The sequence below is a fragment of the Enterococcus sp. AZ071 genome (assembly GCF_050499065.1).
In the GTDB taxonomy this organism is placed as follows: domain Bacteria; phylum Bacillota; class Bacilli; order Lactobacillales; family Enterococcaceae; genus Enterococcus_A; species Enterococcus_A ferrettii.
In genome coordinates, this window is the sequence record NZ_JBIPAS010000001.1 from 931,820 (window position 1) to 957,647 (window position 25,828).

At 37.3% G+C, this 25,828-nt stretch carries 26 protein-coding genes; 11 read left to right on the forward strand and 15 right to left on the reverse strand.

The features are described from left to right. Window positions 1-143: 143 nt before the first annotated feature. Window positions 144-2,399, forward strand: coding sequence for an ATP-binding cassette domain-containing protein (locus tag IGI49_RS04540; RefSeq protein WP_429963545.1), 2,256 nt, complete (start codon window positions 144-146; stop codon window positions 2,397-2,399). 37 nt (window positions 2,400-2,436) lie between these two features. On the opposite strand, the gene IGI49_RS04545 is transcribed toward IGI49_RS04540, so the two are convergent. Then, a complete protein-coding gene (locus IGI49_RS04545) occupies window positions 2,437-3,375 on the reverse strand; it encodes a helix-turn-helix domain-containing protein (RefSeq protein ID WP_429963546.1) in 939 nt (312 codons plus the stop codon). 127 nt (window positions 3,376-3,502) lie between these two features. On the opposite strand from IGI49_RS04545, the gene IGI49_RS04550 reads away from it, so the two are divergent. The 5 genes from IGI49_RS04550 (at window position 3,503) to IGI49_RS04570 (ending at window position 7,479) form a co-directional block, all read left to right on the forward strand. Beyond that, window positions 3,503-4,081 carry a TetR/AcrR family transcriptional regulator gene (locus IGI49_RS04550; protein WP_429963547.1) on the forward strand — a complete coding sequence of 193 codons (579 nt, stop codon included), beginning with the start codon at window positions 3,503-3,505 and terminating at the stop codon, window positions 4,079-4,081. A gap of 6 nt (window positions 4,082-4,087) precedes the next feature. Then, on the forward strand, window positions 4,088-4,333 hold the full coding sequence (locus IGI49_RS04555; RefSeq protein WP_429963548.1) for a zinc ribbon domain-containing protein: 246 nt from the start codon (window positions 4,088-4,090) through the stop codon (window positions 4,331-4,333). Further along, entirely contained in the window at window positions 4,330-4,590 is a 261-nt protein-coding gene (locus IGI49_RS04560; protein WP_207703498.1) for a TfoX/Sxy family protein, read from the forward strand. Before IGI49_RS04555 ends, IGI49_RS04560 begins: the two co-directional genes overlap by 4 nt. Before the next feature lie 82 nt (window positions 4,591-4,672). After that, complete coding sequence (locus IGI49_RS04565) at window positions 4,673-6,670, forward strand: HelD family protein (protein ID WP_429963549.1); 1,998 nt, start codon at window positions 4,673-4,675, stop codon at window positions 6,668-6,670. Then, window positions 6,667-7,479, forward strand: coding sequence for a helix-turn-helix transcriptional regulator (locus IGI49_RS04570; RefSeq protein ID WP_429963550.1), 813 nt, complete (start codon window positions 6,667-6,669; stop codon window positions 7,477-7,479). The genes IGI49_RS04565 and IGI49_RS04570 overlap by 4 nt, the downstream gene beginning before the upstream one ends. Window positions 7,480-7,507: 28 nt before the next feature. Here the strand turns inward: IGI49_RS04570 and IGI49_RS04575 are convergent, their stop codons facing one another. Further along, window positions 7,508-8,938 carry a cryptochrome/photolyase family protein gene (locus tag IGI49_RS04575; RefSeq protein ID WP_429963551.1) on the reverse strand — a complete coding sequence of 477 codons (1,431 nt, stop codon included), beginning with the start codon at window positions 8,936-8,938 and terminating at the stop codon, window positions 7,508-7,510. Between the two features lie 152 nt (window positions 8,939-9,090). On the opposite strand from IGI49_RS04575, the gene IGI49_RS04580 reads away from it, so the two are divergent. The 3 genes from IGI49_RS04580 (at window position 9,091) to IGI49_RS04590 (ending at window position 11,278) form a co-directional block, all read left to right on the forward strand. Further along, on the forward strand, window positions 9,091-9,801 hold the full coding sequence (locus IGI49_RS04580) for a DUF2087 domain-containing protein (RefSeq protein WP_429963552.1): 711 nt from the start codon (window positions 9,091-9,093) through the stop codon (window positions 9,799-9,801). A gap of 16 nt (window positions 9,802-9,817) precedes the next feature. Continuing rightward, a complete protein-coding gene (locus IGI49_RS04585; RefSeq protein WP_429963553.1) occupies window positions 9,818-10,249 on the forward strand; it encodes a VOC family protein in 432 nt (143 codons plus the stop codon). Between the two features lie 396 nt (window positions 10,250-10,645). Beyond that, window positions 10,646-11,278 (forward strand): pentapeptide repeat-containing protein, encoded by a 633-nt coding sequence (locus IGI49_RS04590; RefSeq protein ID WP_429963554.1) that lies wholly within the window; start codon window positions 10,646-10,648, stop codon window positions 11,276-11,278. A gap of 161 nt (window positions 11,279-11,439) precedes the next feature. Here the strand turns inward: IGI49_RS04590 and IGI49_RS04595 are convergent, their stop codons facing one another. Next, the gene (locus IGI49_RS04595) at window positions 11,440-12,378 is read right to left on the reverse strand and encodes an IS3 family transposase (protein ID WP_429964966.1); all 939 of its coding nucleotides are present in this window, start codon (window positions 12,376-12,378) and stop codon (window positions 11,440-11,442) included. Between the two features lie 158 nt (window positions 12,379-12,536). Then, entirely contained in the window at window positions 12,537-13,022 is a 486-nt protein-coding gene (locus tag IGI49_RS04600) for a transposase (protein ID WP_429963555.1), read from the reverse strand. Between the two features lie 144 nt (window positions 13,023-13,166). Between IGI49_RS04600 and IGI49_RS04605 the strand changes: the two genes are divergently transcribed. Beyond that, complete coding sequence (locus IGI49_RS04605) at window positions 13,167-13,739, forward strand: RNA polymerase sigma factor (RefSeq protein WP_429963556.1); 573 nt, start codon at window positions 13,167-13,169, stop codon at window positions 13,737-13,739. Then, entirely contained in the window at window positions 13,732-15,087 is a 1,356-nt protein-coding gene (locus tag IGI49_RS04610) for a hypothetical protein (RefSeq protein WP_429963557.1), read from the forward strand. Before IGI49_RS04605 ends, IGI49_RS04610 begins: the two co-directional genes overlap by 8 nt. A gap of 658 nt (window positions 15,088-15,745) precedes the next feature. Here IGI49_RS04610 and IGI49_RS04615 read toward each other — a convergent pair. The 11 genes from IGI49_RS04615 to IGI49_RS04665 all read right to left on the reverse strand — a co-directional run bounded on the left by IGI49_RS04615 (window position 15,746) and on the right by IGI49_RS04665 (window position 25,694). Continuing rightward, window positions 15,746-16,960, reverse strand: a complete 1,215-nt coding sequence (locus IGI49_RS04615; RefSeq protein ID WP_429963558.1) for an ammonium transporter — start codon at window positions 16,958-16,960, stop codon at window positions 15,746-15,748. Between the two features lie 106 nt (window positions 16,961-17,066). Further along, window positions 17,067-17,810: an ABC transporter ATP-binding protein gene (locus IGI49_RS04620; protein ID WP_429963559.1), complete on the reverse strand. Its 744-nt coding sequence runs from the start codon at window positions 17,808-17,810 to the stop codon at window positions 17,067-17,069. After that, window positions 17,788-18,612, reverse strand: coding sequence for an ATP-binding cassette domain-containing protein (locus tag IGI49_RS04625; RefSeq protein ID WP_429963560.1), 825 nt, complete (start codon window positions 18,610-18,612; stop codon window positions 17,788-17,790). The genes IGI49_RS04620 and IGI49_RS04625 overlap by 23 nt, the downstream gene beginning before the upstream one ends. Window positions 18,613-18,627: 15 nt before the next feature. Continuing rightward, the gene (locus IGI49_RS04630) at window positions 18,628-19,449 is read right to left on the reverse strand and encodes an ABC transporter permease (protein WP_207704893.1); all 822 of its coding nucleotides are present in this window, start codon (window positions 19,447-19,449) and stop codon (window positions 18,628-18,630) included. After that, complete coding sequence (locus IGI49_RS04635) at window positions 19,446-20,381, reverse strand: ABC transporter permease (RefSeq protein WP_429963561.1); 936 nt, start codon at window positions 20,379-20,381, stop codon at window positions 19,446-19,448. The genes IGI49_RS04630 and IGI49_RS04635 overlap by 4 nt, the downstream gene beginning before the upstream one ends. Before the next feature lie 15 nt (window positions 20,382-20,396). Then, the gene (gene nikA / locus IGI49_RS04640; protein WP_429963562.1) at window positions 20,397-21,989 is read right to left on the reverse strand and encodes a nickel ABC transporter substrate-binding protein; all 1,593 of its coding nucleotides are present in this window, start codon (window positions 21,987-21,989) and stop codon (window positions 20,397-20,399) included. 62 nt (window positions 21,990-22,051) lie between these two features. After that, window positions 22,052-22,822 (reverse strand): class I SAM-dependent methyltransferase, encoded by a 771-nt coding sequence (locus IGI49_RS04645; protein ID WP_429963563.1) that lies wholly within the window; start codon window positions 22,820-22,822, stop codon window positions 22,052-22,054. Between the two features lie 248 nt (window positions 22,823-23,070). Then, window positions 23,071-23,919, reverse strand: a complete 849-nt coding sequence (locus IGI49_RS04650) for an urease accessory protein UreD (protein WP_429963564.1) — start codon at window positions 23,917-23,919, stop codon at window positions 23,071-23,073. Window position 23,920: 1 nt separating this feature from the next. Continuing rightward, window positions 23,921-24,532 (reverse strand): urease accessory protein UreG, encoded by a 612-nt coding sequence (gene ureG / locus IGI49_RS04655; RefSeq protein WP_429963565.1) that lies wholly within the window; start codon window positions 24,530-24,532, stop codon window positions 23,921-23,923. 12 nt (window positions 24,533-24,544) lie between these two features. After that, window positions 24,545-25,249, reverse strand: a complete 705-nt coding sequence (locus tag IGI49_RS04660; RefSeq protein WP_429963566.1) for an urease accessory protein UreF — start codon at window positions 25,247-25,249, stop codon at window positions 24,545-24,547. Continuing rightward, complete coding sequence (locus IGI49_RS04665) at window positions 25,239-25,694, reverse strand: urease accessory protein UreE (protein ID WP_429963567.1); 456 nt, start codon at window positions 25,692-25,694, stop codon at window positions 25,239-25,241. Before IGI49_RS04665 ends, IGI49_RS04660 begins: the two co-directional genes overlap by 11 nt. Between the last annotated feature and the right edge of the window lie 134 nt (window positions 25,695-25,828).

The window sequence follows — 25,828 nt, forward strand, 5'->3', positions numbered from 1 at the left end:
AGTAAAAGGCGTCAAACTAAATAGGAGGTTTGTGATGATTACTTAATAAATGATACCCAAAATTGGTTTCTTTGCGTTCCTTGCTAGAATGTCCTAGACTAAAGATGACCAACTATTTTGATCAATAATAAGGAGGTTCGCTCATGGAACAGCAATGGATCACGATCAAAGATGCTCGACAAAATAATTTAAAAAATGTTTCAACTAGAATACCCAAAAAGCAGCTAACGGTTGTTACTGGATTATCAGGTTCTGGAAAGTCATCACTGGTGTTTGACACTCTGGCAGCAGAATCACGTCGAGAGTTAAACGAAACTTTCCCCAGCTTTCTACAACAATATTTACCTAAGTACGGCCGACCAGAAGTTGCAGCTATTGAACAGTTGCCGGTGGGAATTGTAATTGACCAAAAAAAGCTATCTGCAAATGCTCGTTCAACAGTCGGTACTTATACTGATATCTACACCTTTTTGCGCCTGCTCTTTTCTCGAGTAGGGGAACCATTTATTGGTTATTCCGATACCTTTTCATTCAATCATCCGGAGGGAAAATGTCCTGAATGTGATGGTCTAGGTCTGACTACTACCATCGACATTCATAAACTAGTGGATTTTGATCAATCCCTTAATGAAGATGCCATCAATTTTCCTACCTTTCACCACGGCTTTTGGCGTTGGAAAAGGTATGCTAACAGTGGCTTATTTGATTTAGACAAAAAGATTAAAGATTACTCACCGGAAGAATTGGATTTATTCTTGTACTCACCACAAATTAAGTTGAAAAATCCGCCTAAAGAATGGCCTCATACAGCTTTGTTCGAAGGACTTATTCCTCGCATGCAGCGCAGCATTTTGAATAAAGATGAAGGGAAAAGACATCAAAAACAATTAAATCACTTTGTTACAGTAGAAACTTGTCCAGCTTGTCACGGGACAAGAGTCAATGATCGGGTAAGAACTTGTTTAATTAAAGGAAAAAATATTTCAGATCTAGTTTTAATGTCTTTGGATGAATTAACTGATTTTGTCAAAATAATTGATGATCCTTTAGCGACAGATATCAAACGAGAATTACAAAAACGTTTAGCTGCCTTATTGGATATTGGATTAAGCTATTTAACCCTAGCTCGTTCTACAGGAACATTATCTGGTGGGGAAGCACAACGGATAAAAATTTCCAAATATATCAACAGCTCTTTAACGGATATTATGTATGTGTTGGATGAGCCTAGTGCCGGATTGCACCCAAAAGACATTGATCGCTTCAAAAAAGCTTTAACCATGCTGCGAGATAAGGGCAACACAGTCATCTTAGTAGAACATCATCCACAATTAATCGAAGCAGCTGACTACATTATTGACATGGGTCCTGGCGCAGGTGAAGCCGGTGGCGAAATTCAATTTGCAGGCAGTCATCAGGATTTTCTCAAAAGTGGAACCATCACCAGCCAGTTATTACAAAGCCGCTTGCCGTTGAAGTCACAAGTACGAAAATCAACTGATTCATTACAGGTGAAAAACAGTTCGATTCATAATTTGAAGAACGTCTCAGTGGATGTACCTTTAGGTGTCCTCACCGTTTTATGCGGCGTGGCTGGATCAGGAAAGAGCTCTTTAGGTGAAGCAGTCCGCCAGATGGCATTGGAAGAAGGACGTGAGATTGTAGCAATTTCCCAGAAGAATATTGGAATTAATTTGCGATCAACACCGCTAACTTATCTAAATGTGTTCAGTGACATTCGGCAATTGTTTGCTAAAGCGAATGATATCTCCGCTGCCTACTTCAGCTATAACTCCAAAGGTGCTTGTCCACGTTGTCACGGAAAAGGAGTCATTGTAACTGACATGTCCTTTATGGAGGATATCGTAACAGTTTGTGAGGTTTGTCATGGGGAACGTTACGCACCAGAGATCGCAAAGTATCATTACCAAGGTAAAAGTATTGTCGATGTTTTACACTTTACGGTGAATGAAGCTTATCACTTTTTCGTGAAAGAAAAGTTTAGTAAGCAATTAAAGGCTTTAGTGGATGTAGGTTTAGGCTATCTTCGACTAAATCAATCCTTAACCACTTTATCTGGCGGAGAACTCCAGCGCTTAAAGCTGGCAGGGCAGCTGCATAAAAAAGGCTCCATTTATTTACTGGATGAACCAACGGATGGTTTGCATTTGGCTGATATCCAGGAGCTGCTTCAACTGTTTAATCAAATGGTAGATCAAGGCAATAGTTTGATTTTATTGGAACACCATTTAGCTATTATGAAGCAGGCAGATTGGTTAATCGAGGTTGGACCAGAAGGCGGAGCCAAAGGGGGAGAGATTCTGTTTAGCGGAACTCCTCAAGAATTACTGGATAGTGAAGATTCTATTACTAAGCCATATCTTGAAGCTTCCTTATAAAGAAGAAACCTGTCGCTGAGATGGCGGCAGGTTTCTTTTATGGCATTGGTAATGGTGCTACCCAAATTTCTATTGCAGCAGCCTCCTCAGCAGGGGCTGTAAAATATTTTTCTAGTGAATAAGCTTCGGTGATTAAATGTTGTCTCGGCAGCCATGTCCCCAACAGATAACTGAGTGCTTTAGCAAGAGCAGCATTTCTCATCTCGTCTGTATTTTCTGCCTCAAAGCTGCAAACAATATAATCCCCTGGTTCAACCGACCATGTCTTTAGTGCACTATGCTTTGGTTGCTTCACTTTTCCACCTGCAAAATAATCAAAGGTCTGTGATGATCTTAAGGCCAGAGGATCAAGCGAAGAATCCTGCAGAAAAGAAGCGCCTAACTCAATATTTCCAGTAAATAGTTCTGGAAGCTCCGCTTTTAGTTGGTGAAATTCCTGCCAAAGAGTATTAGCCTGATTAATCCCAGTTGTCCCGCCAATTGGGATATTATTTCCAATTATCAGCTGCCCGATAATGCCCTGATAATATTCTGCCTCAGTCAAATTACGATGCTGAATCTTCAGCACCATGTCTTCAGTAATAAAAGAATCATTTTCTGTCAGGATGACTTGGGTCATTGTTAAGTCCGGCTGAAGCATTTGATTCAAAGCCGGTTTTTCCAAGCGGTAATACTCAGGTGTCATGCCGTAAGCAGCTTTAAATGCTTTTGTGTAATAAGCATGACTATTAAACCCGACTGCTAAGGCGATTTCTAAAATCTTCCCCTTGGTAGTTATCAGGAGCTGACAGGATTTAGCTAAACGCCGCAACTTCACGTATTCCATGACTGGTCGGCCGACTAGTTTCTTAAATAGACGCTGAAAATAAAATGGAGAGAGATGCGCCACAGCAGCCAAATCTGGTAAGGTGATGATTTCTCCTAAATTTTCTTCTATATAATTGATGGTTTGTTGAATACTTTCCCAGGTTTTCATAATTGACTCTCTTTCTGCTGAAGTATCTTTATCTTACCATTTAAGGAAAAAGTCGAAAAGATCAATTGACAGAGAATGGTTTCAATAATAAAATGAGTGTATACTCAGTGAGTGGAGGGTCAGTAAAATGGCAGAGTCAGTACGAGAAAAAAAGAAACAACAAACCAGAAAAAAACTCATAAAAACAGCTAGTCGATTATTTGCTGAAGAAGGGTTCCAAGTGTCTACCAGTAAAATTGCTCAGACAGCTGGATTAGCTCATGGATCATTGTTTTTACATTTTCCTACACGGGAAGATTTGATTGATATAGTCATTAATAATTTTTTCAAAAGCATGAATACTCGTATTCATAAGGTTGTGGCTAACAGCGGAACATTAGAAGAATTTTTGGCTCAGCATCTAGCCCTGTTGCAAGAGAAAGAAGCTTTTTACACACAAATAATTACTAACATGACAGCTTTGCCCAAGACAACTCAAGAGAAATTATTTGGTCATCAGTCAACCTTATCCGCCCATTTGTTGATTTTATTAGAGCAAGAAGGTCAACTTACAGGTATACCGCCTCATTTGCTTTTTAATACCTGGCTTGGAATTATTCATTACTATCTGCAGAACAAGGTTATGTTTGCACCAGATACGTCAGTGATTGAACGTTATAAGGATGAATGGATTGAAGGCTATTTACACTTAGTACGGAAAGGTTGATAGAAAATGAAGAAATGTATTGCTTGTGGAATGCCGATGGAAAAACCGGAGGATCATGCTCAAGGAGACGTTAGTAAAAACTATTGTTTACATTGCGCTACGCCTGATGGACGAATGCAAACCTACAAAGAAAAACGGGAAAACCTACTCGCTTTTGTCATCCGGACTCAAGGAATTGATGCCGATGCAGCTGTCGGAGTCGTAGAAACGATGATGAAGGATTTACCAGCTTGGAGGAGAGTTAAACGATGACAGAATTACAAACCTTACCTAACGTTGGAAAAGTGCTAGCTGAACATTTAACGGCTATTGGGATTGAATCTTCTGAAGACTTAAAAAAATCCGGAACTGAGGCGACGTTTTTAAAGATTAGGATGCAGCGAGATGCGGGAGCCTGCTTGCATATGCTTTACGGGATTGAAGGCGCTATCCAGGAAATATCTAAGAAGGATTTACCAGCTGAACGCAAACAGCAGTTGTTACAATTTTATCAATCTTTAGAGCAATAAAAAGTCGCAGGATTGGACAAAAATACGCTCGACGCTTCCTTTATAATAAATGATTGATGTGACTAAAGGGAGTGACTAGATCATGAATGCAATTGAAAAGGAAGAACAAAAAAATTGGGAGCAGATTAAACAGCAAATGCTGACTCAGCAAAAACAATTAACTGGCTCCTTGAATTCAGCTACTGAGGAACTACAGCAGTTTCAGACATATCTGGTTAACTACAAAGGAGAGATTGATCCTCATGAGATGTTTACTAATGTTCGTCTGCAGGAGCAGCAAATTTTAGCTAGTTCAATTAAGTTCCAGCAGTTAGAAAAGCTGCAAAAACAATTATCCAATCCCTATTTTACTCGAGTTGATTTTCTTTTTGATGGTGAAACAAAGGCTGACGCCTTATACATTGGACGCTTTTCCTTTTCAAACGAACAAAACCAGCTGCTGATTTACGACTGGCGAGCACCGATTGCCAGCCTTTTTTATGATTTTGACTTTGGTGCTGCTTATTATGAGGCTCCTAACGGTTTAGTTAAGGGAGCTATTACTGGAAAACGGCAACTGAAATTTGTAGCGGGTGAACTTAACTATGTATTAGATACGCACACAACTATTTTTGACGACATTTTGCAAAAGGAACTGAGTAACCAACAAAGTGGGCGAATGTCTACGATTATCAGCACAATTCAAAAAGAGCAGAGTCAAATTATCCGGTCCACTAATCACAAAGATTTAATTGTCCATGGTGTAGCTGGTTCAGGCAAAACATCGATTGCTTTACATCGGATAGCTTTTCTTTTGTATCAGGAGCGAGAACGACTCTCTTCCGATCAAATTACGATTTTATCTCCGAATCGTGTATTTGGCAGCTATATTTCTGAAGTGTTACCCGAGCTCGGCGAAGAACCAGTGAATGAATGGAGTATTGATTTGCTGATGGAGCAGTTAACTAAGCAGAAAGCGACGATCTCTCGATTGGAAGAAACCGAGTTGGCGATAGCAGACCAGCTGCCTGCTCAAATCAGCTATTTGGCTACATCAAAAAGTGTCAAAGATCTGCAGAACTTTTTATACAAGATGGAACAAACGATTTTCGAAGCAGAATTGCTGGAAGTTGGCAGCTATGAATTTCCTCCCGATTATTTAAATAGACGATTTCAGGCCTATCGGCGGCAGCCAATTGTTATACGTCTCGAGATGATTGCCAATGATATAATAGAAGAAGTTAAGAATAAGCCGTTTCGACCAAAGCGACTGCCTACAAAGAATCAATTAAAGAAGAAGCTGATCCAATGCTTAAACTATCGCTCTAGCGCTGCTATTTATGACGCTTTTTTAAGTGATCAAGACATTCAACCACTTAAAAGCTATTGCTACTCTGATTTGTTTCCACTAGCTCATATTCAATCCTTTTTTGATCAGACACTAACCTTTGAAGAAAACAAATATGTGGTGATTGATGAAATACAGGATTACACGATGATGCAGCTGAGAGTGATCAAGGATTTATTCCCTTGCCAAAAATTATTAGTCGGCGATTATACACAGCAAATAACAGTAACTAATTTTATGAATCTTTCCCAACTTCAGCAGATTTTTTCGGACGCCAACTTAGTGCAGCTAACTAAGAGCTATCGTTCAACCTTCGAAATTATGAATTTTGCCAAAGGATTAATTCAAGATCAGTTGATTGAACCAGTTATTCGCCACGGAGCAGATCCTGTAGTATTGCAAATTGAAGACAGCAATCGATTGGCAGTAATAAAAAAGCAGGTGAGGATGTTAACTTCCAATTTCCAAACAATTGCCTTAATTACGAAAAACACACATCAGGCACAAAACTGGTATGATCGTCTAAAGGATTCGATTTCTATTACTTTACTGCAGGACAACAACCAGACTCTTGACAAAGTGGGGATTTATTTGTGTGGTGTCGGCACAGCTAAAGGATTAGAGTTTGATGCAGTAATTGTATTAGACAGCCAAGTGGATAATTTTGCGGGTCGAGCTGGCCATCAGCAATTATTTGTCGCTACCACTCGTGCAATTCATCAGCTGATTTTGATAGAAGGAGGTGCCTCTTGAGTAAACTGATTACTACTATTGAACAATATGTTGATGAACATTTAGATCAGCCCATATCGTTAGAAATTATGGCCCAGCAGTTGCATTACTCTAAGCATCACTTGCAGCATGAATTTTCAGTAGCTACCAACTGGAGCATATACGATTATATAAAAAAGCGCCGCCTGCATGAAGCAGCGCAGTGTTTGTTGAAAAGCAATCGATCTATTATTGCTATTGCTTTGATCAGTGGTTATCAAAACCAGCAATCTTTTACCAAAGCCTTCAAGGAAATATACAAGGTTTCTCCCAGCCAGTTTCGGCGGCAAAAAAGAATTTTTGGTTTGGTTGGAGCTAGTAACCGACTGCTTTATCAATTTCCAAGCAAGAGTATTATTCGTTTGGCAAGAATGGAAGAACTATCCAAATTAGCTGATTATATGGAACATATCCAATGGGCCTTTCCTTATTACGAAGAGCGAAGTTTCTATTACGCAGTCAATCAGCGAATAAAAAAGGAGCATGTCTGGGTAGCAGTCTCAAGAGAACTGATAACCGGGTTATTAATCTATGACCAAGCCAACAATCGGATAGATGGTTTATCTTCCTTACCATTTCTATGGGATGAAGATATTGAGGAACGCTTATTAAAGCAACTTCTAGCCTTAACAATCTTTGACCAAAAAAACTTATCAACCACCACCTTTAGAGCGAAAGATAAATTAGACATTGGTGAAAGACAACGTCTGCTCAACGTCGGTTTCACACCTCGCAAAGAATTGATTGAAGTTGGGTATCCAACTGAATTAATGGTTTATAAAAGCCGCTGAATTCAATATTTGAATTTAGCGGCCTGTTTTAGTCTTCATCAGATTCAGGTACTTCTTTAGCGAACTCTCGGCTGCCTTCATAGGCTGATAGGGCTTTGCGACGAGCTTCCTTATGATTAACAATAGGACTAGGATAATCTTCACCCAATAAAACACCATACTCAGCTTGCTCATCCTCTGACATTTTGTCGGGCTGATGAATAAACTTCTTCGGCAAATCCTTTAATTCTGGAACATACTTACGAATGAAATCTCCTGAAGCATCAAATCTTTCAGATTGAGTCGTTGGATTAAAAATCCGAAAATAAGGAACTGCATCAGTGCCAGTAGAGGCGCCCCATTGCCAACCGCCGATGTTGCTGGCAGGATCATAGTCAATTAAACTTTTCTGGAAGTATTTTTCTCCTTCACGCCAATCAATTAACAAGTCTTTCGTTAAAAAAGAAGCCACGATCATCCTCAGTCGATTATGCATCCAGCCAGTTTGATTTAACTGTCTCATCGCAGCATCGACAATTGGATACCCAGTTTTTCCTTCCTGCCATTTTTTTAAATGATCTTGGTTATCACTCCACTGAATGAATTGAAAATTAGTTTGAATCGGTTGCTGCTTTTGCTTTGGATTAACGGCATAAATCATATTGTAGAAATCACGCCAGCATAATTCCTTTTCGAAGGTTTGCTTGCCAGCGCTGTTCTCAGTTTCTTGCAGCTGCTGCCAAACTGTTCGAATCGAAATCTCACCAGTGCGTAGATAAGGGGAGAGGCGGCTGGTTCGGTCCTGTGCCGGAATATCCCGCGCTTTCGTATAATCAACAACGTCTTCTAAAAGGAAATGCTCCAATTGTTGTTTGGCAGCTTTTGATCCTAATTTATAAAAGGACTTATCTGGAAGATCTTTGCACAATTCCTCGAATTTTTTCTCATCCTCAGCAAACAAGCTATCCTTTACAACCTTTTCTGAAGACAGCTTTACTTTGACCGGCGTTGGTTTAGCTAATTGCTTCCATTGATTGTAGTAAGGAGTATACACTTTATAAGGATCTCCACTTTGATTCTTGATTTCTTTAGCCCCGTGTAAATGGTGATCCATGTAATCATGCACTACAATATTGTTTTTCTTAAAAAAATCTCGCATTTTCTGGTCACGTTCAGCTCCAAAGCCTCGCTCATCATAATTGAAATAAATACGATCCCAATTCTCTAGATTTTCCTTTAACTTACTGAAGCTTTCTTCTAAATCACCATATAAAATTTGCAGATGCAGCTTTTTATTTACTGCTGCCTGAAAATGAGCCACACTTGCGAAAAAAGCATGTTGGTTGGCACTATCTTTCAGGAATTGCTCGGGATTTACCTGAAACAGTAAAATTACCTCATCAGAATCTTCAAAGGCATGGTATAAAGCTGTATTGTCCTCTAAACGCAAATCACGACGAAACCACATTACTGAGGTCATCTGATCACCTCTTTCTTTTTCTTAAGTATGACACACATTTTATAATCACGACACGCAAATGCTTGTTAGCATTTTTGTTAGTGTATTTGCAAACGAAATATATCTATGTTAGCATTTATGTAAACAAAAGGGTGAAAAGAGCTGGAAATACTATGGATGAAACAATTGAGGACTATCAGAAGGGTTATCGCTACCATGACGGAATATTTGCTTGTCTCTATTGTGACCAGCAATATGAGGACGGTTACATCTATCCAGTTGAGGATCGACAAGCTACGGCTCAACGAGCGATGCTCCAGCATTTGAATACAAAACATGTTGGAGCATTAGGTTCCTTAATTGCGCAGCGCAAAGAAATCAGCGGGTTGAGTGAAGTTCAGCAAGAAATATTAGAGTTGTTTGCTCGCCGTTTAAGCGACCCGGTAATCGCACAACGTTTAGGGATTTCTACATCCACTGTTAGAAATCATCGGTTTAAGCTAAGAGAAAAGGAAAAGCAAGCCAAAGTTTTTCTGAGCATTATGAGTTTGCTGAATGATGAACCCTTTATTCCGCCTCATCGGGGAGCGCGCATGATTGATGAACGCTATCATATTACACCGGCAGAACGGAATAAGGTATTAGCGACTTATTTTACTGATGATGGGCGTTTAAGCTCTTTGCCAAGCAAAGAAAAACGTAAAGTGATCGTACTAACTAAAATTATCGAGCATTTTGACGCCAGTAAAAATTACTCTGAAACGGCCGTGAATGACATTCTGCAGTTAGTCAATGATGACTATGTAACTTTGCGACGGTATTTAATTGAATATGGTTTTATGAATCGGACAAAGGATGGCAAAAGCTATTGGGTAGTTGATTAAGAAAGGGGCGTTAGCGATGAAGTATCGGTTTCACCATTTACACATTACAGTTGAAGACATATCTGTTTCTGAAAAGTTTTACGATCAGCTCTTTACAATTCTTGGCTGGGATATTACCACTAAGTATAAAGGTGATTTGCCTCATATGGACATGTCAGTAGTTGAGTATATGCACGAAGGCTTCGATTTCGCAATTTGTTCACCAAAAAAAGAGTTAAGAGACATTACTATTGATGTTCGTACGCCCAAGGCTATTCAGCATTTGGCTTTCGCGGCTGAATCAAAGCAAGCAGTTAACGACTTTTACACGGCTCTTAGCCAGTTAGACGTCAATATTTTACACGACGAAGCTCGTTATTATGATAAGATTGCTCCCAATTATTACGCAGTCTTTTTTGAAGATCCAAATGGTGTTCGTTTAGAAGTTTTTCATCATAAAGGTGCATAAAGAAGTGAGTATTACGCTGCTTTAGAACAAACGATTATTCATAATCAGCTGGAAACAGATGAATTTGCTTCAGGAGGTTTTACTCTGAATAAAACTAAAAGCTTTTCAGCTCAGCAAATGGATCAAAAACTGATGATGGATTTAATACCAAGGAAACAAAATCTTATGACTGGAGAACCAACACCTTTATCACTTGGACATGTGAAAATAGATTTCAGTGAACAAAAAGAACTGGTATACTGAACAAGTACGTGGAAAAAGGGGCAGCATGGTGAATCGATCGGATTCACTCGTGAAGGTTACTTGAGAAGTAATACCTATTTTAAATTAAATCACCAACAACTTGCCAATCTGGCAAGATACCTTTATTTACGGACTATTAGAAGGAGAACTGACATGAAAAAGAACCGACCAGCTCAGCCGATTTTACCTGGACATTTTACAAATGATTTCTACTTAGAAGACGAAGCTACTTTCGAAGGTATTGAAATCAACGAGATGGATTATAGCTATTTGACTGCTCAAAATTTAATGATTCGCGCTTCGAGGATGAAGAAAGTAACTATGCAACGGACACGTTTAGAACGCGTCGAATGCAGCAATGTCGTTTTTGAGAAATGTGATTTGTCTAATCTGGACTGGATCGGTGGCAGCTTTCATCAGGTGGTTTTTGATCAATGTAAGCTGACTGGAACCAATTTTGCTGAAAGTTATTTGAGAGATTGTCGTTTCACCAACTGCGTTAGTAATTTTGCTTCGTTTAGTGCAACCAATTTGAAAAATGTTCAGTTTGATCATTGTCAGTTAAACGATAGTGAATTTTTTGAGTCTACCTGGAAGCACTTATTTTTAGAGCATAACGAATTAACCAATAGCAATTGGATAAACACGAAAATGTCTGGTTTAGACCTATCAAGTAATGAGTTTGAACGAATTATGCTTTCCCAGGATCGAATAAAGGATTTAATTGTTAATCAAGAACAAGCATTGATTATCGCAGCTGGATTAGGAATTAAGATTGTTGATTAAATGTTACCGCTAAAACAAAATAAAAGATTAGTTGAACGCTCATTAGACATCTTGGTAGGCCCCCCGTCAATAGGACAATGAAATATTTAAAAATTTGATGAGCTGCTTTTCGCTTTGCGAAGAGCGGCTTTTACCTATTTAAAGAAGTGACTAAACCATCATCAGGCAGCTTCGTAGTATTGGTTGTGATATTCCATTGGTGTTAAGATGTGTAGTTTTCGTTGATAACGACCATTGTTATAGTAGTTGATATAAGAGTCGATCATTGTGACTAGCTCAGAGCGACTTGTAAACTTTTTGCCGTAATACTGTTCGCGTTTGATAATCCCCCAAAATCCTTCCATTGGGCCATTATCAATACATTTTCCCGCTTGCGACATGCTTTGCGTCATTTCTGCTGTAACGATTCTCTTGTAAAAATTCACATGAGTATATTGAAAGCCGCGATCACTATGAAAAAGCGGATGGGCATCCGGCTCTAGGGCGACAGCTTGATCGAAGGTGTCGAAAACAAGCGTTAGATCATTCGTATCTCGAATCACGTATGAAACGATTCGACGATCATAAAGATCCAAAATAGCGCTGAGGTAAAGCTTTTGAACTTTTGGTCCCACATAATATTTGAATTCCGTGACATCTGTCAGCCATTTTTGATTCGGGGCCTCCGCAGTAAATTCGCGATCTAAGATATTTTCGACCGTATGATACGGTCGGCTGGAGCGTTTCGTGATACTGTTGGTTGAATGCTTAATGGTCGATTGAATGCCTTCGTGTCGACAGATCCTTAAGACGCGTTTATCATTGACATGAATAGCGTGCTCACGGTTCAATGTATCATTGATACTGCGATAGCCCTTTTCTGGATGCTCGTCATGGATTGTCCGGATCACTTTGGCTAATTCCATATTTTCCAACGTTCGTTCACTATACGGATGGTCGATCCAACGAAGATAGGCAGAGCGGGTCACCTGCATGAACTTACACATTGGAAGAATCGCATAGCCTTTTTCCTCGTGGAGTTCTTTGATGGCTTCATAAACGACGATTTTTCTGACTTGTCCTAGCGATCCCTTCTTTCTAATTCCTTTACTTTTTTTAATAGATCGATCTCCATCTGTTGGTACTTCACTTGTTCTTCTAGCTGGGCGATCCTAATTTGTGCTTCTTCTTCAGGTGTTCGACTAATCTGTTGGGCTTTTCGTCGACCTCGCCGATCTTCTAAGCCAGCTTTGCCTTTTTCTTCATATCGTTTGACCCATTAATATAAATTAGCATAGTTCACTTGGTACTTAACAGCGGTACCACTGTAATCATACTCATTGGCAATACAATAGAGGACCATTTCTACACGTTCTTCTAAACTAAATTTTTTTGTTTGTCTCACGTTACTTCCACCACTTTCTGATCTGAAGTCTCCATGAGTATTATATCGCTTAATCCAGTCTCGAAGTTGCTTTTCACTTCTTAAACCATATTTTTGAGCAACTTGATCAAGACTTCCATTACCAGCTAAGTAATCCTGAACAGCTGTCAATTTTAGTTCTTTAGAATAATGCTTATTTTTCTTGGCAGCGAGCAATCCAGTCGGGCCTTCATTTTCATAGAGAGTGCACCATCTCTCGATTGTCGATCTGTTTACATGAGCTTCGTGTGCGGCTTGGCTGCTACTCATCTTTCCATTCAAACACTGTTCAACTATAGCTACACGTTCTTCTGGATGACCTTTCATTCTTCTTTTTCCCATATTAAAAACTCCTAACTAAGATTTAATTGTTTCTTTGTCCTAGTTAGGGGTAGCATATCATCTTTTGTTTAAAGAGCGTTTTTTCATTCTAGCTGAGGAATTTTAATCAATTGGATTGTATTGTTAGTGAAGGGGAGGTTAGCAATGACCAACGAGGAAATGAAAAAGAAGTTGATTGCCGGCGATGATCAGTTTTTTGATCAGCTTATCAACCAATACAGCAAATTATTATGGGCAGTGGGGGCAACCATATTAACTGTTAAAAATTCCAATCAGCAAATGGATATAGAAGAAGTCATTAGTGATGTATTTTTACGTCTTTGGCAGCAGCCAGAAAAATATAATCCTAAAAAAGGCAGTCTTAAGAGTTATCTAGTCATCATGACTAAAAGCTTAGCCTTAAACAAACTAAAAGCAAAACGCCGGCATCACCATGAAGATCTTGATGAGATTAACGAAATTTATTTAGCAGAAATATCAACAAAAGAGGAAGAGCTTGCTTGGCAGGATTTATACGATGCTGTAATGAAGCTAGATGAGCCTACCCGCAGAATTTTAATTATGCGCTTTTTCTACGAAATGAAACCTAGTGAAATTCAAACACAATTAGGCTTATCCAGCAAAGAAATCGACAATCGCTTGTACCGTGGAAAGAAAAAACTGCAGGAGTTTCTAGACTATCAAAATTTCATTAACGAGGTGAACAGCTATGAGTAAAGAAAAACATCCATTTGAATACTTAACTGATGATCAGTTAGATGATTTTCTAGACTATTCAGAAGTACCCTTTACAGGAAACAACACCGAAAATATAAAAAAGCAATTCCACAATAAGAAATCGCTTAAGCCGAGAAAAAGATCTTCCTCTAAACGAATTGCCGTCTTTGCAATCGCGGCAGCCAGCATAATGTTTTTAACTGCCTTTACTTTTCGAGATGAATTACGGCTGATTTATCAAAAACATTTTGGTTCTGAAATCGAAGTATTACTAGCCAATTCAGATCGTCTTGAGCAAAAAGTAGAGGACCAAGGTCTTCGATTAAAAGCAATTAGTTCCTTTAAAGATGGCAATACAACTTACTTTATGTCTCAGTTGACTGATTTAACTGGCAATCGCTTAGCTGATGACACCCAGCTCGAAAGCTGGCAAATGTTAAATGGGGGAAACAGCCGTGTTGTTGATTATGACCAAACTACTAAAACTGCTACACTGCTTACACAAGCTGTTGAATGGGATGAAGGGATTAAGCCCGGCTATTTCTTGGAAAGTTTTACTAGTCATAGAGAAGACTTCCAAGAAACCTATTCTGTTCCTTGGCAAGAAATTCCTCAGTCAGATAATTGGAAAAAAAGAGCAGCAACAGAAGGTTTTGGCGGGGGGGATGACCCTAAAGCGATGGAACGTCTATCGTTAGATTTTGACGAACTAGCCAAAACGTACTTGGTCCCAGCAGAAAACCTGATAGAACTAGGTAAATACGCTGCCGTATCAGCAGTAGGCTTTAAGGACGGGTTACTACATTTGCAGACCAAAGAAATCAATACAGTCGGTTCAGCAACGTTTATTAGCCTAAAAAATCGTACAAACGGTAAAGTTTTATCAGAAATCGCTTCCTTCAGCGTTGATGCTGGAACTCACAACAACGAAACCGGCCGATCAGATTATAGCGAACATCTATTCGAAATTGATAAAAAAGACTTAGTTGATTATGATTTACAAGTTGAAGGCTTTGAATCACAAACTCATCAAAAAGGAAATTGGGCAATTCAACTTGAAGAACCTAAACAATTACCGGCGAAGGAATTAGCAGATCAAGCTGTAACCATTAATGGGCAGCAAATCCGACTACAGAATATTCGATTATCACCAATTTCACTAAGTTTCAATCATGTTGAAGCTTTAAATGATGCAGCAGTAGAAATTATGCTGAAAGATGGTACGACCAAAGAAATAAACCTTGAATATCAACAAGAAAATGATTACTATGAATGGCAGTTTGGATTGATAGATTTGGATACTGTTAAAGCAGTTAAGATTAATGATCAAGAGCTAAAGTTAAACTGACAACAAAAACTCTAAAGGAATGCTGCGAAAACATTTCTTTAGAGTTTTTGGTCTAAATTAGGAGAAGAATGCATAATTTGGATTGATTTAATGCTGTTAAATGCTAAAGGCTGTAAAAACACTGATCAGCTAGGGATTTGATACAATTTGAGTAATATTATTAGATTTTTATTTTAGTTTACATAATATACATTATACAAAGTTAAGTGGTTGGAAACTAGGACTGAAATGCTTAGTTTTTTGACTACATTCTACTTCATTGGTCGTTTTTCCTATAATTTTATAGTGTTTCTTTCTATCGTACAAATATTTCCCATAACCATTTTCTAAAGCAATTAGCATCTAAAATGCTGCAAATATTAATCCAGCATTTACATCTTTAGTTTTTTTCTATGAATGCTTAGTTTTTTATTCTTTATCAACCAATAAAATGATCTAATCGAAATGGGATGATTAAGTCGCAAACCATTTCTCTATTGAAATCTGCGAAGTGCTCTTTTCTCATGTCTGTTTCCCTTAATTCTTGCTGTATTGGTGAAAGTCTTCTTCAGAACTAAAATAGTCATATATTGCACATTTTTAAATGAGTTTTTCCAGATAACTTTGACATATAGTATATTAAAATTATCTGGAAAAACTAAAATTTCAACTGGAATAGTTATTCATCATATGTATTTTGATGAAAAAATTGTTTATCTAAACCGATTTTTTGTTCTTCCTCTGTTGTTTCTATTCTAACTACTTTGGAGATAAGAATCAAAATGCCTCTTGTCATCACAAATGAATACAAAGCAACAAAGCAAACACCTAAAATTTGAACAAGCAAACCATGCATTCCTTCAACAGTAGCTAAAGAAGCCCCTGTTCCAAAAAAGCCAATCAGAATTGTCCCTGTGAAGCCGCCAATTCCATGAACCCCCCACACATCTAATGCATCATCCCAACCTTTTTTCTTACGGAAATCTACTGCAATGTTACAAACAATTCCTGCGATGACTCCAATCAATAATGCTTGAGGTGGTTTTACGTATCCTGCACAAGGAGTGATTGTTGCTAGACCAGCGATTGATCCGGTCAAAATGTCAACAAAATCATAGTATCCTTTTTTTACCTTTGCTACTATAATCCATACGGTTAGTGCTGTTGCTAATGCAATAAAAGTTGAAACAAACGCATTTACAGCTTGTAAATTAGCTCGCAATGCACCCCCCGAATTAAAACCGAACCAGCCAAACCATAACAAGCCTGTTCCAATAGCAGCAACCATCAGATTATTGTGTTGATTTTTTTGTTTTTCTGATAATTTTCTTTGACCCAAATAAAGAATTGTTGCAAGAGAACCGAAACCAGCTGTGGTGTGGATTACGGTACCACCAGCAAAATCTTTAAAATTGAAATTAGCTAAGAAGCCGCCTCCCCATACCCAATGACATACAGGGAAATAGATTAATAGATTCCATGCGATCAACAATAAAATATAGCCTCTCATTGTCAAACGGTCGGCGAAAGCTCCTGTCATTAAAGGAACTGTAATGACACAAAACATCATCTGAAAAGCGAAAAACATGATAAATGGAATGGTAGCTCCGTGTAATAAGTTAGCGAGCGTGCCAACGTTTTTCATTAAGAAAAAATTTGCTGGGTTTCCAATTATGCCATGAATATCGGAACCAAACGCTAATCCAAAACCACCAAATACCCACATCAAAGTGGTAATCCCTACTGATAGGAATGATTGTCCCATAATTACTAAAATATTGTTTTTTCTTGATAGCCCACCGTAGAAAAAAGCCAAGCCTGGTGTCATTAGACAAACCATCGCAGTACATAAAATGATAAAGGCTGTATCTCCTGTGTTTATTGCATTTGACATAAAAACGTCTTCCCTTCTTAAAAATAATTTATATGAATATTCAGATTTTTCTGTTCATTTCTTAAGGCTCTGCTTTAAATCTTCTTGATGATCTTTATTTGAAGAATCAAACTTGTGCATCAATTAATTCTTGAACATAAGATGAGGTAGTTGACATCAACTCTTGTATGGTGATAGCTTCAACCATTTGTCCCTCTTTAAGAAAAATGACTTCCTCACAAAAATAAGTTGCAAGTTTTAAATTATGCGTAACAAAAATATAGTGTAAATCAAGTTCTTGTTTTAACTGTAGTAGTAAATCAAGTAAGCGATCAGTCGTCAATAAGTCTAACGAACTGAATGCTTCATCAAAAATCAATACATTTGCATCTGATAAAAGACTCCTTGCGATACAAACCCGCTGAATTTGTCCTCCACTCAGGTTCGTTGCTTTATTCGACAGATATTCTTCGGATAAACCCACTCTTTCCAACATGCTAATGATCTTTTCAAGTGCTTCAGCTTTATTTTTTATCGGTTCTAATGATTCCAATAAAGCTTCCTCGATAGTAAATTCTGGATTAATCGCTGTTGTATAATCCTGAAATATCAAGCTTACATGATTTTTGGTCGTTTCTTTCGTGTCCATAAAACGAATCCGTCCAGACGTTTTATCTGATTTTTCGATTCCAGCAATCACTTTAACTAAAGTAGTTTTACCGCTACCGCTCTCACCTAAAATTCCTATAATCGATTCAGAAGCTGAAAAAGAGATATCCTTTATCCCGCCCTCATATTGTTTTTTTTTGAACCAGTTATTTTTTTTGTAAAAAGTTTTTGAAATATGTTCAACTTCGAGCCATTTTTTCATTTTTTAGTCTCCAAAACGGGGCGCTGATTTTTCTATTTTTCTTGCGGATTGCCCCTAAATAAGTTTGATCATTTTCATCTAACGGATTCGTTTCCTTCTGTTCGACTTTCTTACCATCGACCATCACCAACACTTCATCCGATAAAAAGTCTAAAATTTCTATGTCATGTGTGGCTATTAAGATAGTTGTTTGATTATTTTTTTTTAATTCGAACAAAAGATCCACAATCTTTTTTTTATTTAAGCTATCTAATGAACTTGTTGGTTCATCTGCAATAATCACCTTTGTTCTCATTTCAATCGCGAGTCCTATGGCGCAACGTTGCAATGTACCACCTGACAATTGAAAAGGATATTTTGTTAAAATACTTTCTGGAAGCTCCATTTTTTTTAACAACGTGCTGATTCGTTGCTTGGCCTGCACTTTGTCCAATTGATTTTCGGTAAACGTTTCTTCTAATTGCTTGCCCATTTTTTCAATTGGATCAAAAGCTTCTATTGCATTTTGAGGAATAAAAGAGAAATCATAACTTAATTTAATTTTTTTATTCGTTTCATCTTTTGTTTGAATGATTTGTTCTACGCCCGTGTTTGTAACGTACCGTATCTCACCTGTAGTCTGTAAAGAAGGATGACAAATCTGCATGATGGTCGTTAGTAATGTTGTTTTTCCACTGCCGCTTGGACCAAAAATCCCTAAACAAGAATTATTTTTTACATCAAATGTGACATTCGATAACACATGCTTCTTTGTTTCTTTTTCTTTAATGGTTAATTGATCTACAAACAATATTTTTTCCATTGTCCTTCAAATTCCTCAATTCTTTTCCTGCATCGTCTCTATTAGTGCATCTCCAATATAGTTGAGCATAGCTACTACGATAAATATTATTGCCCCTGCTGGAATCATTTGCCAAGGCTCTACGACAGCAACTTCTCTTGCATCATTCAACATGCGACCCCACTCAGCAGTAGGTGGTTGAATCCCAATACCTAAAAAAGAAAGCGCACTTATACTCATTACAACTGCACTCATATCCAGTGTTGAGTAAATAATCAACGAGTAAATTAAAGATCGCAGCATATGTTTTTTGAAAACCCAATACTTATTTTTTCCAGAGCTTAAAGAGAACAGTACGTAATTTTTACCTTTCTCTTTCATAACTTCTGAACGAATCATTTTAATATACCAGGGCCATCGAACAATGGTTAGCGCCAAGACGATTGTTAGCATACTCGGTCCCAAGATACCAATAATACATAAAGAAATCATTTCACTTGGCAAAGAGAGTAACCAATCACAAGTTCTCATGATGATTGCATCAATTGACCCACCTGCCATCCCTGCTAAACTACCAAAAATGAATCCAGCAATGAGAATTAGTAGAATGATTACGAACGACAAAAGAATTGTCACTCTGCCACCATAAAGGAGGCGGGAAAAAATATCACGACCTAATTGATCCGTTCCTAACCAATGGTTCCAACTCGGAGAAGCCAATTTATTCATAATATCTTGCTTATTCGGATCGTAAGGAGCTAGAATATTTGCAAAAATAGTACTCGTAAACAAGACAATTAAAAATACAAAGGAAATAGTGACTAATTTATCATTTGCTATCTGTCTAATTAACTTCATTGGTTCTCTCTTTCTTTTAATCGTGGATCAATTCGCTTAGTTAACGAATCAATCAGCAAACTGCTAACAATGAAAAATAACGACATGATCACGATATACGCTTGTAATACAGGCAAATCACGATTGTGAATGGCTGTTATACAAAGAAATCCCATGCCAGGCCAAGCAAAAACACTTTCTATGATTACACTGCCGGCAATCAATTTAGGAATACTTACACTAAAAGAAACAATAGAAGATCGTATAGAGTTTTTTAATAGATGCTTTGTAATTTTTTTCTGTGAAAAACCTCTCACCTGGTAGTAAGCAACATATGGTAATTGTCTATTTTGAATCAAATCTTTTCGAATCAATCGAATATAGGAACTTGAGTAAACCAAAGACAACGTAAGTGCAGGTAGAACGACTGATAATAACCCGGTATAGCCACCTGTCGGAAACCAATTTAATTCCACTGAAAAAAAGGAGATCAATAGAATTGCTAACCAAAATGAAGGAATTGCATTTAAAACAAATGTTAAGATACGAAAGAATCTTTCAATCCAATGATTGTAAAAACTCGCCGCTAAAATCCCTAGAACTAGGCATGTAATAAAAATGAAAAGCAGAGTTATTGCGGTTAGGAAAAGAGTATAGGGGAATGCTTCCACAATCATTTTACTAACACTTTTCCCGGTCGCATAACTCGTTCCAAATTCACCTTTAAGAACCTTCTCTACCCAATGAATGTAGCGCGTAAAGAATGGTGCATCCAATCCTAATTCGTGCCGCTTTTGCCTTACGTTTTGTTCGGTTGGGGTGATCTCCTGGACACGCAAAGCCACCTCTGCAGGGTCATTTGATAAAAAAGTTAAAAGGAAAAATGGAATAAAGGTAGTTAGAAATAAAATAAGCACTACTTTTCCAATGTTCTTCAAACTTGATAGGATCATTTCACCACTACTCTCTTATTCTTCTTCAAAGTACATTTTTTCAAATGGGATTTCATATTGCGAATCATTAAATACTACATTTTTTAGTTGTGAAGTCCCGATTGCCTTTGTTTTAGAATAGGAGATTGGAACATACACACACTGATCATTGACATAGGTTAAAATTTCACTATAGTCTGCTTGTCGTTTTGTCTCGTCTGGTTCAACCATTACTTCGCTAATTAAATTATCCAACCAAGCTTTTTTCTCTAAACCTGTTTGTGCCTGATAATCACCATGGGCTGGAATTCGCCAAGAAGACACATAAGATTGCGGATCATAGGGTGTTCCCCATGACAATGAGTACTGTAAATCAAAATCTCCATATTTTTGACGATCAAGGAAATCTTGTTTTTCTTCAGAGACAATCGATAAATCAATTCCAACTTCTTTTAAATCTGCTTGAATCGATTCGGCGACTGTTCCCTCTTGTGCATTTTGGGCATTATAAGAAAAGATAAGCTTCAAAGGTTTTCCATTTAAATAGCGAATTCCATCATCGCCCTCTTTCCAACCAGCCTCATCTAATAGTTTTTTTGCTTGTTCCACATCATAATCAATGTGCTTCAATTCGACATTAGAATATGGGGCTGTTTTAGGCAATAAGGATTCAGCCTCTTCTTCAGAGCCATTCAGGATACCGTTAATGATATTCTTTTTATTAATGGCATGAGTAATCGCCTCTCTCACTTGTAAAGATTGAAGATTTTCTCGTTTACTATTCAATAAAATTGCTCTGGAAGCAACAGGTTGACTTGAAACGGATACTAAAGAGTTATCTTTGCTTAAAGCATTAAAAGCATCTGTATTCAATTGGTCGCCATCTGCACCATAGATCAGGTCAAGTTCTCCTTTTTTTAACGCTAAAAGTAAGGACTGAGAATCAGAAATTACTTTCCAGTCAACTTCTGTGATTTTGGGTTTCGCACCCCAATAAGAATCATTGACTTCAAAAACTGCGGATTGGTTATCTTTATGTTCTACTAACTTGTAAGGCCCTGTTCCCGCATAACTGATGACGCCATCTTTGGTTCCGAAATCTTTAAAACTTTTTGGTGAAATAAAACGGAAGGGCCGAGTTAATCCAAGCTCTGTCAGAGTTGGATAATAGGGATGCTTCAAGCTTAATTTAAAGGTATGATCATCTACTATTTGAGTTGTATCTATTTCATTGACCATATCCAGCCATGCGTGACGCTCTTTATTGGCTAAGATGGCATCGAAATTTTGTTTAACAGCCTCTGCATTAAATGGTTCCCCATCAGAAAATTGCACACCTGATCTAAGCTTAAAAGTATACTCTTTTCCATCTTCTGAAATCGTCCAACTTTCGGCCAAAGCAGGTTTTATTTTTCCATCTTCGTTTTTTGTCAAGCCTTCAAAAACCATATTTTGCGCAGACATTTCGCCATTGTATAAGTGGGGATTAATATCGCGAATATCTTTAGTGCTGCCATAAATCAATTTTCCCGCTTTATGGTTTTGATTCACTTTTTCGCCACAACTAGATAATACTAGCAATAAACATACTAAACCCAAGAAAATAGTATTTAATCGTTTTCTCTTCATTTCTCTTTTCCTTCCATCCATAGTGCCATCGCCATAAAGATTTTACAGGTTGTAACTAAAGATTATTTCTTCGCCTCTATCAAAAAAATAGGTGAAAATTGAAAGTTTAATTTTTGAACCTCACTCAGTAAATCATTGTTTATATCTTTATGGATTATGACGTTTTCAAAGCCATATTCTTGCAACAATCGTTGATCCCACATGGGACGAGATATTTTTGACAAGGGCATTTCTTTTGCCAATTTTTCCATCCAATCAATATTGGTATCCACATAATAGTCTCTTACATCTAGTTCTTGCGTTTTTTTGCGGTTCGCCTCGTAGGTTTCTCGAACCTTTTCATCATAAAGATAGTGATACCAATTTGAATCGAAATTTAGCAACATTCCTCCTGTTTTTAACACTCGCTGCCATTCTTGATAAGCTTTTTCAGGATTTTCTAAATTCCATGTGACATTTCTAGTCACGATTGCATCAAATTGTTCTGTTTCAAATTGTAATTCTTGCGCGTCCATTAATTGCCACTGGATCAAATCCTTTAAATCACCGGCATTCTTTTGTGCTTGTGTAAGCATTTCAGTAGTCATATCTATCGACGTTACTTCGTAGCCTAATTCAGCTAACAAAATGGACAAGAACCCTGGACCTGTTCCAATATCCAAGATGGTTCTAACTGGCGTGCTGCTTGAATTTAATTTATTTACAATGACTTCTTGCCAACGTCTCTTCTGTTCTCCCAGCAACTCTTCTTGGTGCTGTTGCCCATAAGTTTCAGAACGTTCCGACCAATAGTCAATCATTTCATTTTTAAATGTACTTTTTGTACTGTTCATCTCATTTTTCTCCTGTTCCATAAATGTCTATGATTTTATTACGAACTAAGGATTTTCTCACCATTTGTTCGAATTTAAGGAAGGGCTGGAACAAAGCACCAATTTCTTAATGCTTTGTTAGAGCTTCAAATTCAAAAAAATGGTGAAAAAATTTTTTTAAAGTAATCGAAATCACTCAATTATTTTTCATCGTTGCCAATAGTCGAATTAACTTCTTTATCTCCGGTCGTGAGTATACATTCTATGAATCACTTTTGAAAATAATGCTCATTTTTACTGAGATTTAATTCAGGAGCTTTCAGTTGTTCTATACGAAAACAATTTAAAGCAGCCATTAAAACTTTTCTATTTTTTTCGCTTTTATCTCCTAAAGTTCGTAACACAAAACCAGGTTTTTCTAATGTTGAAAGTCCAAACTCAATATCTGTATCCATTGCAGTCAATTTTTGTCTGATTCTTTCAATTACTTCGTCAGTACATTTAGGGCTAACAATAATCAAACTATTATAATTCGAATGACCTTCAAAGTGTCCTAGCGATGCCATATCATTCATTCGCGGCTCGCAAATCAGATGATCATTGTAGATCAAGCGATCATTCATGAGAATCGTCGTTTTCATTTGCAGGTCTGTATATTGAAATGGTTTTTCATCTTCTGACCAACCAGCGGTGACACCATCAATTAAAGCGATAGTTGAAGTATCTTTCATGTGAATGATTGTTTCTTGTTTATATATCGAATTCTTGTATGGAATGACTTCATCCGTTAAATATTCAAAAGTACATTCTTCCTTTAAGTCTATATGAACCGTTTGTTTTGTTTGAATGCCGTTTTCACACTTATAAACATAGGTTGGTGCTTGCGTCGTTACTATCGCATGAGCTTCTTTGTCAATTATCATATCTACTTCATATTTTTCACCTTCAATAAAGCCGCCACCAGTGCTGATAAAGAAATAGTAGGGTGTCTTTTCGTTAGGTAGAGGAATATTAGAAGATACTCTTGAATTTCCCTCATGATAAACTTTTGAAGCAATTGTACGTTTACTACGATTTACAAATGTCATCTGGATCAATCCATCTATATTCTGCTTCATATTACAAACCTTCTAATAAAACATTATGACGTATCCAATTGTCAACAGATTCTAAGCCTTCTTGATCTTTTAAATTGGTAAATAGAAACGTGTTCTCATCTCTAAATACTTGGGTATCTTTTCTCATCACATCTAAATCTGCTCCAACATAGGGTGCTAAGTCAATTTTATTGATGATAAACAAGTCACTTTTGATCATTCCTTGACCTGCTTTTCTTGGGATCTTTTCCCCTTGTGCTACGTCAATGATGTAAATAGATGCATCGACTAATTCCGGACTGAAGGTTGCAGCCAGATTATCGCCACCACTTTCCAAAAAGATAATATCTAAATTTTCAAACCGATCTTTTAATTGTTCGATAGCCGCAAAGTTCATTGAAGCATCTTCACGAATTGCTGTGTGAGGACAGCCCCCTGTTTCTACGCCAATAATACGATCTTCACTTAAGATAGAATTTTTTGCTAAAAAATTTGCATCTTCTTTAGTGTAAATATCATTCGTAATCACCGCTACGTTCAGATCTTCACTCGTTTGTCTTACTAATCGTTCAATAAGTAGCGTTTTACCTGATCCTACGGGACCACCAACGCCGATCACTACTGTTTTTTTCATCTGTTTTTCCTCCTAAGACATAAATAATCGAAAAATTTGTACTTCATGCTGAATTTGCGATAACTCGATACCAGGAACATTTGCACCCAGACAAGAGCTATCCAGTGTTTCAATTTCTTGGACAATGCTTTCTAACAAAGCAAACGTACGTTTTAAAATCAATTGTCCGCTTTTTTGGCCTAATGGTACGGCACGAACTGCATTCTGAATCATTGTGGAATTAATACTATATCCGTATAATAAGATCGCTTCTTGAACTTCTAATCCTTTGAAATGAGCAAATATAGAAAAAACGATAGCTGGATTTCCATACACCTGATCTTCTCTAATTAATTCTTTGTATTCCGTTAAAAGTGGTATACAGTGCAACGTTTGAACCAAATCGATCATTTGTTTCGCGATCATTTTTGTCCCATTTCTCGTCTCGCTTGCTTGTGAAGAACAGGTTATAATGGAGTCATAGATCCAAATTTTTTCAATTTCATTTTTTTCCAAGGCATCGAAACATAAAGCAATCAATAGCCCTTCTCCATATTTGAATTGTGTTTTTAAATAGGTATCCAGCCATAGCTCAAATTCATCTGTATTTGTCACTCTATCCGTTCTTATATAGTTTTCCATTCCAAATGAATGGTTAAAGGTTCCAATAGGGAAGGTTGAATCACAAATTTGTAATACATCCAAATAATTTTCAAGCTTTTGCCCATTAATGTTCATGAGATAAGTCCACGTGCTTCAATGGTTTTTTTAGTTTGATATTTTCGATTTTATAATCAACTTGCTTTTTTTCTAACAAAGCAATCACTGTTGGATCAACCTCTAAAACGATATTTCCCTCTTCCACAACGACAGGCTTATGCGTATTTCCTAGCATATGAGCAATTTCACCCATTTCGTCCATTGTTTTTGGACTAACAATGATCATTTCCTCTAACCGAACAGTGATTAGTACTAAATTATGATCATCCAAGAAAAAAATAGCCCCATGGTGCAACTCTTCATCCTCATTTGAAAGACGAATGCCGTATTCGTTTCCGTGATCAGTTTTTACTCGAATGATTTTTTTATTTAGTTCATCACTATTTAAAATCACAGTTTCTACATGATACTTTTCTATATCTGTAAGTTCACTCACAGTTGTATCTATTGCTGTTAAAATCATAAATTACCTCCTATTTAACTTTTTTAATTCTCATTCAAAATTAATGAAAGATTGGAACAAAAGCTTTGATCAAGGCAGTTAAAAAATCTGTTCTTCATAACTAATACATAATCAAGCAGTTTTTCGATAGACCA